We start from the raw sequence: 14,778 nt of genomic DNA on the forward strand, positions 1-14,778 counted from the left end.
TCTGATCAACATTCGAAATGTGTTCGGAGCAAGCGGAATTTAATACTCGGCGTCCGTCGGTTCTCTGAATATCCTGTGAAACAGACCTTGTGGGTGCACGCGCCCGTAGCCATTTGAAGGAGCACGATCATGTCGAGACGGCAGCTGAAGCTGGGCGCAGTCCTCACTCCGACCGGCGGTCCCGGCCACCCGTACACCTGGCTCGACCCGGAGATCCCGGGCGACGCGAGCGTCGACATCGATTGGTACATCGAATACGCGCGCCTCGCCGAAGAGGCGAAGTTCGATCTGGTGTTCATCGTCGACAGCCAGTTCATCACCGCCGATTCCCCACCGCACTACCTGAACCGGCTCGAGCCCCTGACTCTTCTCTCCGCTCTCGCGGTGTCCACCAACAACATCGGGCTCGTCGGCACTCTGACCACTTCGTACAATCAGCCCTTCAACGTGGCTCGCCGGTTCGCATCACTCGACCTGATCAGCCGGGGACGCGCCGGCTGGAATGTGGTGACGAGTGGTGACGGTGGCACGGCAGGAAACTATGGGCTGGACGAGCACTACGACTACGCCACGCGCTACGGCCGCGCCGCCGAACACCTCGAGGTCGTCCAGGCTCTCTGGGATTCGTACGAGGACGACGCGTTCGTCCGCGACCGGGCCACGAAGCGTTTCCTCGATCCGTCGAAGCAGCACACGCTCAACCATCGCGGTGAGTACTTCTCGGTGACGGGTCCGCTCAACATCTCCCGATCCGCCCAGGGACAGCCGGTGATCTTCCAGGCCGGAGACTCCGATCAGGGACGTGACCTGGGTGCTCGGTTCGGCGAAGGTATCTTCACGCACGCACCGAATTTCGAAGCGGGCGTTGCGTTCTACTCCGACATCAAGTCGCGCGCAGCGGCGTACGGGCGGTCGCCGGAGGAGCTTGTCGTCCTCCCCGGGGCGTTCATCACCGTAGGTGACACCGATGATGAAGCCCGGGAGATAGAGCGCGAGACTCAGCTGGCAGACAACGATTTCCAGCGCTCACTCCGAGAGCTGGGCCGGCCCTTCGGGTGGCACGACTTCAGCCGGTACGACCTCGACGCTCCCTTCCCGCAAGAAGCCCTCGCCGACGCCGAACGAAGCTTCTACACACAGGCGAAGAAGATCACCGAGCTCGCGTCGGCGAACGGCTTCACCCTGCGGCAGACCGTGGAGACGCTGAACGCGCCCAAGAAGTCTCCGTTCACCGGTAGCGCCGAGACCGTGACAAACGAACTGCAGCGTTGGTTCGACGGTCGTGCTCTGGACGGCATCAACATCCACATCGGTCATCCGGCTCAGTTCCGTCGCTTCGTCGGCGAGGTCCTGCCGATCCTCCGGGAGCGGGGTGTGGTCCGGAACGAGTACGAGCACGACACCCTGCGCGGCAACCTGGGCCTGCCGTTCATCGAGAACCGTTACACCCGTGCACGGTCCGAGAACGGCGCGGTGCCCACGCCGATCGACACCGCCGTTCCCGCGCCCGTCTGAACGGCGAACTCCCCGAACATCCCACTCCACGAACACCTCTCCCAACGAAAGCCATCCGATGAAGCTCACCCGCCGCCGCAAGGCACTCGTAGCACTCGTTGCCGTCTCCTTACTGGCGCTCGCGGGCTGCGGGTCGCCGAGCGGTTCCTCCGCCGGCAACGTCGTCAAGTGGGGCCAGTCCGGCCCGCCGCCGGGGGACTGGGACCCGGTCGTCACCGGCGCGACAGGTGCGACCATCAACCTCACGCCGATCTACGAGCCGCTGCTCACCCAGGACGAGAACGGCAATCCCGCACCGGCGCTGGCCGAGAGCTGGAAGTACAACGCCGACGGGACCGCGGTGACCTTCACCCTCCGCCCGGGACTGACCTTCCACGACGGCAGTCCGGTGAACGCAGATGCGCTCAAGTACTACATCGACCGAGCGATCAACCAGGAGAACAGCGCGCTCATCGGGTCGTACCGGAACATCAAAGATGTTGTGGTGGACGACGATCTGAACTTCACCGTCAACTTGAAGAGCGTCGACTACCAGATCCCCTATCTGTTCAGCATTCGCGCCGGACTCATCACGAGCAAGGCGGCGAGCGAGAAGGACGTCGAGGCGCTCAACACCCGCAATCCCGTGGGCGCCGGTCCGTTCAAGGTCGTCGAACTCGTTCCCGAGTCACACATCATCCTGGAGAAGTTCCAGGGTTATTGGGACGCCGACAACATCAAGATCGACCGGATGGAGATCAGATTCGGCAACGATCCCACGAGTCTGGTGTCGTCGGCCCAGACCGGTGTCTACAACTTCGTGACCCTCGACCAGAACCAGGTGCAGCGGGCGCGCGACGCAGGCCTGAACGTCGTCCGGGACATCTCCAAGAACTGGTCGGTGCAGTTCCTCAGTGTCAATCGCAACCTCGAACCGTTCGATGACCCGCGCGTGGTCGAGGCATTCCGAGCCGCCGTCAACTCGCAGGAGTTCGTCGACAAGGTGACCGTGGGAGAAGGTCAGGTCGCGCATCAGCTACTCCCCAAGGGACACCCGCTGTATGCCGAAGAACTCGAGGGTGCGTTCCCGTATGACCCTTCGAAGGCCAGGAGCCTCCTCGCCGCAGCCGGTTACCCAGACGGTCTGGACATCACGCTCGATTCCGCTCCTTTCGTGCCCGATTCCCAGCTCGAGCTGATCCAGTCGCAGTTCGCCGCGATCGGTGTGCGTGTCAGCATCAACAAGAACCCGAACTGGTCGAAGGGGTACTTCGCCAAGAGCCAGGCGTTCTCCACCTACGGGTACGTCGGCCGGAACTCCCAGGCGCAGACGCTGACCGAACACTATGACGTCGGCGGGGTGCTCAATCTCAGTTCCCCGTACTCCCCAGGCGCATTCCAGTCCGCCCTGGCCGCGTTGCGGGCGACGCCGATCGACGCTGCCGACTACCCGGACAAGGCACGGGAGACATCGGTCGCCGGATTCCTGGAGGGCTCCACCATCCCGCTCTACGCACAAGCCATCACCTGGGCGGCGTCGGCGGACCTCTCGTCGGACTTCGACAATCGCGAGGGGTTCCTGAACTGGCGCGGAATCACCGTCGGCGCCAACAGCTGATCGAGACCCTCACCACCGCTCGGCACGATCATCACCGACAAGGACATCCCATGTCTCTCCTTCCTGTTCGCCCCGGACTAGCCCTGTTCGAGGTGCCGCTCACCGAGACGGACGCCGCCGCGGGTTATGACGTGCTGCTCACGAACGCGGTGAGAGCGGAATCGCTCGGTTACCAGACGTACTGGGTCGCCGAGGGCCGGTTCTCCAACATCGGTCTTCCCTCTTCGCTGGTCCTGCTCAGCGCTCTGTCGCAGCGCACACAGCGGCTGCGCCTCGGTACCGCGGTCATCCCGTTGGCATTCGATCATCCACTGCGACTTGCCGAGTCGGCCGCGGTCGTCAACACACTGAGTGGGGATCGGCTCGAACTCGGTGTCGGTAAGGGCAATGGAGGCGGGTTCTCCACCGCCGCGTACAACGTGTACGACCTGGACGAGGCGCAGCGCGAGAGTCTGTATCACGACGCGCTCACGCGGCTGAGGGACGCTTTCCACCTCGAACACGTCTCGGAGGGGCAGGCTTTCGGCTTCTATCCACCCGCAGGGCAGCTACCGCAACGACTGTGGCAGGCGACGTCGAAGCCGGACACCGCGCGTGACATCGGGCGATCCGGAGATGGCCTGCAACTCCACCGATTTGCGCAGGGCGGACCCACCGGCGAGGTGCAGGCGCTCCTCGTCGAGGCGTATGTGAATGAGCTTCCGTCCGACCGCGCACCCCGGATCGGGGTGTCCCGTTCGGTTCTTCCTGCGGAGAGCAAGGAGGACGCGAGACGCCTGTTCGCCGACTACCTCGAGCGCTACCCGACGGCACTGCCGTGGGCCACCCCCGGCTCGTCGCCCGCAGACCTCATGCGCGACTTCTACATCCTGCACGGCACCCCGGAGGAGATCGTCGCCGAACTCGCCGCGGACTCGGCGGCGAACGCGGCGACCGACTACCTCTTCAGCGTGCCGCTGGGCCTGTCCGATCACCACTATCGCGAGAGTCTGGCGGTGATCGCCGAGGCGATTCATCCCCAGCTGCCGGCGGCGCCGTACTCCGACGCCGGCCTGGCGCACGCTGCCGCGCCGGTCGCGGTCGGCTGAACCCGGTCACCGAGGAGAAGCCATGGTCATCGCACAGGTGAGCGAGCCTCGCAACCGAGAACCCGTAGCCCCGACTCCGAGCAGTGTCCGGCCACGGCGTCGGAGTTCGCGAACGGCGACCGCACGACGTATCGGGGCCACTGTCCTGCGTTCGATCGGGATCTTCATTCCGGTCTTCATCATCGCCACCTTCATCACGTTCTCGCTGCAGGCGATCAGCGGCCTCAGTCCGGCCTATCTCCAGGCGGGTGACAATGCCACGCCCGAACTCGTCGCCCAGATCGAACGCGAGTGGGGACTCGACCGTCCCTTCCTGATCCAGTACTTCGACTGGTTCGGTTCGGTCCTGCGCGGAGATCTCGGCAACAGCTGGCACAACGGGTTCCCGGTGTCGGAGATCCTCTTCGACCGCGCGCTCATCAGCCTGTCCATCGCGGGCTTGGCACTTGTCATCGGAGTGGTGGTGGGGCTGCTGCTCGGCGGATTGGCGGCCTCTCGACCGACCTCGCTCCTCGACCGGTCGATCACCGCCTTCTCCACCCTGATCTCCACCATGCCGCCGTTCATCGTGGGCATCCTTCTCGTGTCGATCTTCGCCGTCGGTCTCGGATGGTTCCCCGCAGCCGGATACACGCCGATGTCCGAGGGCTTCGGGTCCTGGCTCTGGTTCGCCACCCTGCCCGCGATCGCCCTCAGCGTCGACACCGTGGCCGAGGTCGCACGCCAGACACGAGTCGGCCTCGTCGACGCCTATGACCAGAACTACATCATCGGCGCACAGGTTCGTGGGCTCGGATCCCGACGCATCTTCTTCGTCCACGCCCTCCGGAACGGTATCGGCCCGACTCTGGCGCTCCTCGGACTCAAGTTCCCCGCGCTGCTCGGTGGCGCGGTCGTCACCGAGGCCATCTTCGGTATCGCGGGGTACGGCAGGTTCGCGGCCGACGCGGCACAACGGGGCGACGTGCCCGCGGTCCAAGGCGTCCTGGTCATCTCGATCGTGTTGGTGGTCGGGTTCAACCTGATCGTCAACATCCTCCTGAACCGACTGGTGCCCGCGTCGACGAGAGGTCTCTGACATGATTCGCGACATCTGGGCGGTCCGCAGCGGCCGCGTTGCCCTGATCGTCATCGGCATCGCCTTCTTCCTCGTCGTCTTCGGCCCGCTACTGGCGCCGTACGACCCGTTGGAGGGCTCGCCGGACATTCTCGCCGGTCCCTCGGCCCAGCATTGGTTCGGAACCGACTACCTCGGTCGCGACACCCTCAGCCGACTGCTGGCCGGAACCCCGTTGAGTCTGCTCAGCGCTGTCCAGGTCGCGGTGATCGGACTCGTGATCGGCGCCGTGCCCGGCGTGTTGTCGGTCTACTCGGGCCGGGCGTTCGAATGGTCGACGCTCCGCCTCGTCGACACCCTCGTCGCACTACCGTTCCTCGTCTTCGCCGTTGCGGTGACCGCATTGCTCGGTAACGCTGTCACGCAGGCGATGATCGTCGTCGGTGTGCTCACCGCGCCCGCCTTCTACCGTGTCGCCCGCGCCGCGACGCTCGCGGTGGCACATTCTCAGTACGTCGAAGCAGCCCGTATCGCCGGCGCCGACGTGTCCTGGATCGTGCGGAAACATGTGGCCAAGAAGGTTCTCCCGGCGGTCGCGGTCGTGTTCGCGAGCACCCTCGGGATCGGACTCATCACCGTCGCGGCGCTGAGCTTCCTCGGCATCGGTGTCCAGCCGCCCGCCCCGACCTGGGGCGGAATGCTCGCTTCGGACCTGGGGTACCTCACCTTCCGTCCCTACGCCCCGTTGATCCCGGCGATTCCCATCATCATCGTCGTCTGGGCGTTCAACGTTCTGGCCGACGTCATCCGCGATGTCCGAGGCGTCTCCGGCCGTCAGCTACTCACTCGTCCGCGTCGCCGGGACGCGACCACGGCGCCATCCGCCACGACACAGGGAGCCTGACCGCGATGTCGACCCAGACAACCTTGCCCCAGACAACTTTGCCCCAGACAACCGCGGCCCAGGCGACTTCGGTCCGGATGTCCGAGACAAGTTCCGAGACAAACGATTCCACCACTCCGGAGACCATCCTGCGTGTGGACGGGCTCCGCATCACCGACGAGGTGAGTGGCTCCGTGCTCGTGGGCGGAGTCGATTTCGAACTCCGACGGGGTGAGACTCTCGGCATCGTCGGCGAGTCCGGCAGTGGAAAGTCCATCAGCCTACGAGCGGTACTCGGTCTGTTGCCGAACGGCCTGTCGATCACCGGAGGAACGATCGAACTGTTCGGTGAGGACATCTCCGGTCACAGCGTGACGGACTGGAACCGTCTGCGCGGCACCGGGATCACCGCCGTCTTCCAGGACCCGGGGTCGTATCTGAACCCGTCCATCTCGATCGGGAAGCAGATCGCGGAAGTCCTGCGGGTCAAACGTGGACTCGGACGTAGAGCCGCCGGCCGTCGAGCGCTCGAATTGCTCGACGAGGTGCGAATCCGGGAGCCCGAGTGGGTATCTCGTCAGTACCCGCATGAGCTCTCGGGCGGGATGCTGCAACGGGTCGCCCTCGCCATCGCGGTCTCGCTCGAGCCTCGCATCCTGATCGCCGACGAAGCGACGACAGCCCTCGATGTGACCGTTCAGGCCGAGGTCCTCGACCTCATCGCCGATCTCGTGGAACGACACAACCTCTCGCTCATCGTCGTATCGCACGACCTGGCGGTGGTGTCCCAGGTCGCCGGCCAGGTGATCGTCTTCCGTGACGGCCTCGTCGTCGACCGTGGTCGCACGTCTGATGTCCTCCATCGCCCGAGCCACGACTACACCCGGATGCTCGTCGACGAGCACGAACGCTACGGCATCGGCAAGTACACGACGGAGATCGCACAGACGGGGGCCGCACATGTCGTCTGACCGGACACCGCTTCTCGACGTCAGGGACCTGGGGGTGAGCTACGGTCGCGGACATCGTCGCCAGCAGGTGCTCCGCGACGTCAGCTTCACGATCGCCCCGGGCGAGGCTCTCGGTCTGGTCGGCGAGACCGGTTCGGGCAAGTCCACCATCGCCCGAGCTGTCCTCGGCCTCGTCGACGTCGACGCCGGGGAGATACACATCGACGGAGACGAGGTGACGTCCTTCGACCGGGCGCGCTGGCGGGCGTTCCGCCGAGAAGGCATCGTGCAGTACGTGTTCCAGGACCCGCTCCGCAGCCTCGATCCGGAGCGGACGATAGCCCAGTCGCTCGCCGAACCCCTCGAGATCAGTGGCCGATACCGCCGCGACGAGATCGAGGCCAAGGTCGCGGCAAGACTCGCGAGCGTCTCGCTCGACTCCGATGTCCTCGGCCGGTTTCCCGCCGAGATCTCCGGCGGCCAGCGACAACGGGTCGCGGTCGCACGTGCGCTCATCACCGATCCGCGGTTGATCATCCTCGACGAGCCGGTCAGCGCTCTCGATTCGGCGAATCGGGTCAATGTGATCGAGATTCTCGCCTCGCTGCGTGACAGCGGCACCACACTGCTGTTCATCTCTCACGATCTCGGATCGGTGGCCGGCGTGACCGACCGTCTCCTCGTTCTCTATCGCGGTTCGATCGTGGAAGACGGAGCCACCGACGAAGTGCTCCGTCGGCCCGATCACCCGTACAGCCGACTCCTCGTCAAGTCCGCACCGACCCTGCGTGGCGGGGCCACCGATCGGCTGGAACGCGAGCGGCTTCGGCAGCTGGTCGCCGAGCACGACGGCGCCGTCTGACCCCGATCGAAGAGCAGCTCGTGCCGGGGTCGCCTACCGGGGCAATCCGAGTGCGTCCGCACCCAGGACCGCGGCCGCGGCATTGCGTCCCGGGATGCCGCTGACCCCGCCGCCGCGACGAGCGCCCGCGCCGCACAACAGCACTCGCGGATGGGGTGTCTCCACGCCCCAGCGGCCGACCTCCGACGCGGTCTCGGCCCACGGCCACTGCAACGGCCGGTGGAAGATGTGCCCGCCGGGTAGTCCGACGGCCTCCTCCAGGTCCTGCGGCGTCTTCGCCTCGATGCACGGCCGGCCGTTCAGATCGTGGGCGATGACAGATTGAATCGGTTCGCCGAGTACAGAATTGAGAGAAGCGAAGGTTGCGCCGACGGCGTGCTCGACGGCTCCGGGTTCGTCGAACACCTCGGGCGGCATGTGCAGGCCGAACAGGGTGAGCGTGTGTTTGCCCGCGAGCTCCGGACCGAGGATCGACGGGTCGGTGAGTGTGTGGCAGTAGATCTCGCACGGTGGGAGAGCGGGCACCTCACCGCGATCGGCCTGCCGCCACGCATCGTGCAGTTGCGAGGCGGTCTGGTTGATGTGGAAGGTCCCGGCGAACGCCGCCGCCGGCGGGACCGACCCGTCGCGGAGTCGTGGTAACCGGTCGAGCAGGAGGTTGATCTTGAGCTGCGATCCGCGCACCTCGGGCTCGCAGGGGATCGGCGTCCCGTCGAGGAAGGTGTTGAACACCTGTGGCGCGCACGCCGCGTAGAGCATCGAGCCGCGGAAGGTGCCGCCGGTCGTCTCGACGGTGCCGTCTCCGGGATCGACGCCCGTGATCTCGACTCCCGTCACGATGTCGGCGCCTGCCGAGGTAGCGGCCTGATAGAGAGCGCCGGACACCGCGCCCATCCCGCCGACCGGGACGTCCCAGTCCCCGGATCCGCCGCCGATGACGTGGTACAGGAAGCAGATGTTCTGCCGCAGGGTCGGATCGTCGAGGTCGGCGAAGGTGCCGATGAGTCCGTCGGTGGCGGCGATCCCGCGGACCAGGTCGTCGTCGAAGTACTGGCGCAGGAGCGTGCCGAGCGGCAGCGTGGTGAGCGCCTCCCACAGTTCGGCGGTCGAGGTGTCGGTGGCGAACCCGTCTGGGCCGACGACGAGGTCGTGCATCTCGGCGGCGGTGCGCAGCGGCTGGATCATGGTCGGGAACACGCGGTCGGCGATCACGCCGAGCCTGCGGTAGAACGACTGCCATGCGGTGAAGCCGATGTCGGAGCCGGTCACCTGCCGGAACGATGCGGCCGTCGCGACGTCGTCGAGGTTGTCGACCAGGATCGCGCGCGCCGGGTCGGACGGCAGCGGGGTGTACGACGAGTAGCGCCGGCGGATGAGCGAGATGTCGAGGTCGAGGTCGGCGATGATCTCGCGCGGCATCAGCGAGACCAGGTACGAATACCGCGACAACCGCGCGGGAAGACCGGCGAACGGCGTCGCGGACACGGTGGCGCCGCCGACGTGGTCGGCCTTCTCCACGACCAGCACGCGGCGTCCGGCCCGGGCGAGGTACGCCGCCGCCGTCAGCCCGTTGTGACCGGCGCCGACCACGATGTCGTCGTACGACGAGTCTTCGGTGCCCATCCGACCAGGGTTCCAGATCGACAGACGACGCAGGACGTGGTTGTCGACATATCCTGATTCGGTGGACATCCCCTCGGTCGAGCTCAGCAACGGAACCTCGATCCCCCTGGTGGGGCTCGGCACCTACAACATGCTCGGCCGCCCGGGTGTCACTGCCGTCGGGTCGGCGATCAAGTCCGGGTACCGGCTCGTCGACACCGCGCCCAGGTACAGCAACGAGCTGAGCGTGGGGATGGGCCTGCACGGCACCGGTGTCCCCCGCGAGGAGATCGTGGTGCAGACCAAGCTCGGGGGCGGCGATCAGGGCTTCGACGAGGCGATCAACGCCGCGAAGGAGAGCGCACGGCGCCTGGGTGTCGCGCACATCGACGTCTACCTCATCCACTGGCCCTGCCCGAGCCTCGGACGCACCGTCGACTCGTGGAAGGCGCTGCTGACGCTCGCCGACGAGGGCTATGTCCGCACCCCGGGGGTGTCGAACTTCAAGGAACATCACCTGCAGATGCTCTTCGACGAGACGGGGCGGTGGCCGGTCCTCAACCAGATCCAGTGCTCACCCGCCCTGGCGCGAACCGAGCTTCGGGAGTTCATGGCCGACAAGGGCATTCACGCCCAGGCCTGGCATCCGACCGGCCGCAAGGAAGGGCTGCTCGCCGATCCGGTCATCCTCCGGATCGCCCGCAAGTACGGCAAGTCGCCTACCCAGATCGCGCTTCGATGGTCGGTGCAGAACGGCATCAGTGTCGTCCCGAAGTCTTCGCACACCGGCCGGCAGGTCGAGAACGCCGACCTCTTCGATTTCGCTCTCGACCCCGCCGACCTGGCCGAACTCGCCACCCTCGATCGCGGCGAGCATGCCGCGCGCGACTCCGACGTCGACGAGGAGTTCTGACCCGCTCGTCGACCGGGCGTCGTTCCACGTCGACCGTGCGTCGTTTTCCGTCGACTGGGCGCTCCCGGGTCAGCGAATCTTGAAGATGACCATCCGCTGGACGACGAAGTTGATGACCGTCGCGGTGCCCTGTGCGATGACGTAGGCCGCGAAGCTGTAGAGCAGCGTCTCCTGCCACGCATGCGACAGGGCGGTGTAGATGCCGACGTTGACGAAGTAGGTCACCAGATAGAGCGCGATGACCGACACGAACCTCGCCATGCTCGGTTCGGCCCTGAACGTCCATCGACGGTTCAGCAGGTACGCGACGGTGGTGCCGAGGATGAAACCCGCGGACTTGGCCGGCCAGAACGGCATGTCCAGGCCGTACTGCAAGAGGATCGTCAGCCCGAAGTCCAGGAGCCCGGAGAACGCGCCGGTGATGACGAAGCGCACGAGCTGGGTCTTCAGGCCGACGTTCGTCGACGCCTCTTCGTCGTCGAAGGGCAGCTCGATCGGCATCGGCGCATGCCGCGTGGCGAAGTCGTCGTGGCTCGGTTCGTCGTCATCGCGGACGTGGTCACCAGGGTCGGGTCGAGACACGCTGACACCCTAGCCGACGACGTTCGCGGAGCGCCGACGGGCGCGAGGGGAGCCGGACGCGAGCTCGAGACGCACAGTCGACGGAATCCGACGCCCAGTCGACGAAAAACGACGCCCAGTCGACGGGATCGGACGCACGGTCGACGGGTCACGCCCGTTGCGGGACCTCCGGCGGGATGGCCGCGAGCAGCTTGCGTGTGTAGTCGGTCGCCGGGTCGTGCAGGATCTCCGATGCCGGTCCGGTTTCGACGACCTTCCCGTCCTGCATCACCGCGACGGTGTCGCTGATCTGCTCCACGACGGCGAGATCGTGGGCGATGAACAGGTAGGTCAGCCCCTTCTGACGCTGGAGCTCGGCGAGCAGGTCGAGCACGCTGGCCTGCACCGACACGTCGAGCGACGCCGTCGACTCGTCGAGGATCAGCACCTCGGGGTCGGAGGCCAACGCACGGGCGATACTCACACGCTGCCGCTGGCCGCCGGACATCTCGTGGGGATAGCGGTCGAGGAACGACGCGTCGAGGCTGACGTCGGCGAGCAACTCCTCGGCACGACTCCGCGTTCCGTCCCGGCCGTCGGCGAGGCCGTGCGTCCGGAGCGGCTCCGCGATCGACGCGGCGACCGTCATCCGCGGATCGAGTGAGGCGGCCGGGTCCTGGAAGACCATCGCGACCCGGCGTCGGAGCAGGGCTTCGTCGCCGCCGCCGACTCCGACGGCCTCCACGTCGCGGCCGTCGACAGCGACCGTCACGCTGCCCCGCACCGTCGTGCCCTGGCCGGAGGTGATGAGTCCGGTGATGACTCCCGCGATCGTCGACTTGCCCGAACCCGATTCGCCGACGATGCCGAGCGTGCGGCCCCGGGAGACCTGCAGGTCCACTCCGTCGACGGCGTGTACCACGTGGCGTCCCGAGGGGCCGCGGACCACATAGTCGACGCCGAGCCCGGTGACACGGAGCAGCGGGTCGTCGTCGATGCGCTTGGCGAGGGCCGGGGCTCCGCGGCGCTCGGACACCTTGCTCAACAGGGGGCGGGAGTCCAGCAGCGTGCGGCTGTAGTCGTCCTGCGGGTCGTCGAAGAGTGTGGTGACGTCGCTGCTCTCGACGATCCGCCCCGAACGCAGGACCATCACACGGTCGGCGATCCGCCCGATCACGCCGAGATCGTGACTGATCCACACGACCGCCATCCCGCGCTCGCGCTGCAGCTTCGCGACGAGGTCGATGATCTGTGCCTGCGTGGTCACGTCGAGTGCGGTGGTGGCCTCATCGGCGATGAGCAGTTCGGGATCGCAGGCCAGTGCGATCGCGATCATGACGCGCTGTCGCTGGCCGCCGGACAACTGATGGGGGTAAGCGCGCAACCGGCTTTCGGGGTCGGGCAGGTTCACATCGCGCAGCAGCGTCAGGGCGCGTTCGCGTGCCTCGCCCCGTGTGAGCCCGAGATGCCGACGCGGCCCCTCGGTCAGCTGCTGCTCGACGGTGAGCAGGGGATTGAGGCTCGACGACGGGTCCTGGAAGACGAAACCGACGCGCGAACCGTGCAGAGCCCGAAGTTTCGCTGGCGTGGCGCCGACGATCTCGGTGTCTCCGAGGACCGCCGATCCGCGGACGTAGGCGCTCGGCGCGTCGAACAGTCCGGTGGCCGACAGCACGCTGAGCGACTTGCCCGACCCGCTCTCCCCGACGATCCCGAGCGTCTCGCCCGGTGCGACGGAAAAGCTGATGCCGTGCACGATCTCTCGCGGACCGACTCCGACGACGAGGTCCTCCACCCGCAGTACCGAGCCGTCGGAGTCGACGCGCTTCCCGGCCGACGGTGTTGTCGCCGTGGGCGACCTGCGCTCGTACCCCCGGTTGCGCAGCAGCGTGCGCTGGCGCGGGTCGAGCACATCGCGGACGCCGTCGCCGATGAGGTTGAACGCGAAGACCGTCACCAGGATCGCGAGACCGGGGAAGACGCCCATCCACCAGGCGGTGGTGATGAACCCCTGTGCGTCGAAGAGCATCCGGCCCCACGACGGATCCGGTGGTTGCACGCCCAGACCGAGGAACGACAGTGCCGCCTCCGACAGGATCGCGAACGCGAGGGAGATCGACGTCTGGACGATCACCGGACCCGAGATGTTCGGGAGCACATGGCGTGTCAGGATGGCCGGCGTCCGCACGCCGATGGTTCGTGACGCCTGGACGTACTGGGTCTGCCGGACCCGCAGGGTGTCGGCACGCGCCACCCTCGCGAAGATCGGGATGTACACGACGCCGATCGCGATCATGGCCGAGGTCACCCCCGGCCCCAGGATCGCCACGATCGCGAGCGCGAGCAGCAGCACCGGGAACGAGAACACCACGTCGACGATCCGCATCAGCGCGGTGTCGAGCACCCCGCCGGCGAATCCGGCGACCATCCCCATGATCACGCCCACGGTGAGCGAGATCGCCACCGCGATGACGGCGACGCGCATGCTCACGGATGCGGCGAGCACCACTCGCGAGAAGACGTCGCGACCCAGGTCGTCGGTGCCGAAGAGGTGCGACCAGCTGGGTGCCTGCAGCGCGTTCGGGACGTCGATCTCGTTGGCGCCGTAGGGCGCGATGAGCGGACCGAACACCGCGCACACGAGGACGACCGCGATGATGATCAACCCGATCACCGACGTGCGGTTGCGCAGCAGCAATCGCCACGCCGAATCGGTCGACGCGCCACCGCTCGGCTCGGCGGTGGTGCCGGCGCCGGGCTCGGGAGGGTCGGGTGCGGTGAGGGTCATGACAGGCGAATCCTGGGATCGATGACGGCATAGAGGATGTCGACGACGAGGTTGACGACCAGGAAGATCACCGCGATGAGCAGGATCGCGCCCTGCAGCACCGGGTAGTCGCGGGCGGCGACCGAGTCGTAGACCAGCAGACCCAGTCCGGGCCAGGCGAACACGACCTCGACGACGATGACACCGCCGAGTAGACCCGCGAACTGGATACCGGAGATCGTCAGCACCGGCACGAGCGCGTTGCGGCCGACGTGATCGAGCAGAACCCGCTTGGTGTTCAACCCTTTCGACTTCGCGGTTGTCACGAACGGTGCGTTCACCACGTCGAGCACCGACGACCGCACGTACCGGGTCATGATCGCCCCGGTGACCACCCCGACCGTGATCGCCGGCAGCACCAGGTGTTCCAGCCAGCCGAGCGGGTCATGGGCGAAGGGTTGGTATCCGGCCGACGGCAACCAGCCGAGCGCGGTGGAGAAGAGGCCGATCAGCAGGATGCCCATCCAGAAGTCCGGGACGGAGATGCCGAACTGGCTCACGACCCGAATCACGTTGTCGGCGAGCCGTCCCTCGCGCAACGCGGCCACGAAACCGAGTGGCAGTGCGATGAGCAGCGCGACGGCGATGGCGGCGGACGCCAGCGTGATGGTTGCCGGCAGCCGGTCGAACAACATGGTGGTCACCGGCTCGCTGTTGCGGAAACTGACTCCCAGGTCGCCGGTGAAGGCGCTTCCGACGTAGTCGACGAGCTGGGTCGCGAGCGGTTGGTCCAGACCCGAGGCGCTGCGAAGGGCCTCATAGGATTCCGGCGTGTAGCGGGTGCCCAGCGCGATCCGCACGGGATCGCCCGGGACGATCTGCATCAGGAAGAACACCGCGACGATCACGCCGAGCAGCACGGCGACCGTGTAGAGCAACCGCACGAGGATGAAGCGCAGCAGCGGCGAGTGCAGTGCGGTCAT

Annotated in this window: 12 protein-coding genes; 8 read left to right on the forward strand and 4 right to left on the reverse strand. The window is 66.6% G+C overall.

Annotated elements, in window-relative coordinates; genetic code table 11:
* Window positions 1–129: 129 nt before the first annotated feature.
* From AC3B6C_RS09015 to AC3B6C_RS09045, 7 genes are all read left to right on the forward strand, one after another.
* On the forward strand, window positions 130–1,515 hold the full coding sequence (locus AC3B6C_RS09015) for an LLM class flavin-dependent oxidoreductase (protein ID WP_488375743.1): 1,386 nt from the start codon (window positions 130–132) through the stop codon (window positions 1,513–1,515).
* Between the two features lie 58 nt (window positions 1,516–1,573).
* Window positions 1,574–3,112 carry an ABC transporter substrate-binding protein gene (locus AC3B6C_RS09020; RefSeq protein WP_488375744.1) on the forward strand — a complete coding sequence of 513 codons (1,539 nt, stop codon included), beginning with the start codon at window positions 1,574–1,576 and terminating at the stop codon, window positions 3,110–3,112.
* A 50-nt stretch (window positions 3,113–3,162) separates the two neighbouring features.
* Window positions 3,163–4,200 (forward strand): LLM class flavin-dependent oxidoreductase, encoded by a 1,038-nt coding sequence (locus tag AC3B6C_RS09025; RefSeq protein ID WP_488375745.1) that lies wholly within the window; start codon window positions 3,163–3,165, stop codon window positions 4,198–4,200.
* Between the two features lie 22 nt (window positions 4,201–4,222).
* Complete coding sequence (locus tag AC3B6C_RS09030; RefSeq protein ID WP_488375747.1) at window positions 4,223–5,278, forward strand: ABC transporter permease; 1,056 nt, start codon at window positions 4,223–4,225, stop codon at window positions 5,276–5,278.
* 1 nt (window position 5,279) lies between these two features.
* A complete protein-coding gene (locus AC3B6C_RS09035) occupies window positions 5,280–6,161 on the forward strand; it encodes an ABC transporter permease (RefSeq protein ID WP_488375748.1) in 882 nt (293 codons plus the stop codon).
* A gap of 77 nt (window positions 6,162–6,238) precedes the next feature.
* A complete protein-coding gene (locus tag AC3B6C_RS09040) occupies window positions 6,239–7,111 on the forward strand; it encodes an ABC transporter ATP-binding protein (RefSeq protein WP_488375749.1) in 873 nt (290 codons plus the stop codon).
* Window positions 7,112–7,145: 34 nt separating this feature from the next.
* On the forward strand, window positions 7,146–7,952 hold the full coding sequence (locus tag AC3B6C_RS09045) for an ABC transporter ATP-binding protein (RefSeq protein ID WP_488375750.1): 807 nt from the start codon (window positions 7,146–7,148) through the stop codon (window positions 7,950–7,952).
* 33 nt (window positions 7,953–7,985) lie between these two features.
* On the opposite strand, the gene AC3B6C_RS09050 is transcribed toward AC3B6C_RS09045, so the two are convergent.
* Window positions 7,986–9,575 carry a phytoene desaturase family protein gene (locus AC3B6C_RS09050; protein WP_488375752.1) on the reverse strand — a complete coding sequence of 530 codons (1,590 nt, stop codon included), beginning with the start codon at window positions 9,573–9,575 and terminating at the stop codon, window positions 7,986–7,988.
* Between the two features lie 61 nt (window positions 9,576–9,636).
* Here AC3B6C_RS09050 and AC3B6C_RS09055 point away from each other — a divergent pair, with 61 nt between their 5' ends.
* Window positions 9,637–10,467 (forward strand): aldo/keto reductase, encoded by an 831-nt coding sequence (locus AC3B6C_RS09055; protein WP_010843212.1) that lies wholly within the window; start codon window positions 9,637–9,639, stop codon window positions 10,465–10,467.
* A 69-nt stretch (window positions 10,468–10,536) separates the two neighbouring features.
* Here AC3B6C_RS09055 and AC3B6C_RS09060 read toward each other — a convergent pair whose 3' ends face one another.
* From AC3B6C_RS09060 to AC3B6C_RS09070, 3 genes are all read right to left on the reverse strand, one after another.
* Entirely contained in the window at window positions 10,537–11,049 is a 513-nt protein-coding gene (locus AC3B6C_RS09060) for a GtrA family protein (protein ID WP_488375753.1), read from the reverse strand.
* A gap of 148 nt (window positions 11,050–11,197) precedes the next feature.
* Entirely contained in the window at window positions 11,198–13,816 is a 2,619-nt protein-coding gene (locus AC3B6C_RS09065) for a dipeptide ABC transporter ATP-binding protein (protein ID WP_488375754.1), read from the reverse strand.
* Window positions 13,813–14,778 (reverse strand): ABC transporter permease, encoded by a 966-nt coding sequence (locus AC3B6C_RS09070; protein ID WP_488375756.1) that lies wholly within the window; start codon window positions 14,776–14,778, stop codon window positions 13,813–13,815. The genes AC3B6C_RS09065 and AC3B6C_RS09070 overlap by 4 nt, the downstream gene beginning before the upstream one ends.

This window comes from Gordonia sp. 11cp, from assembly GCF_057767225.1.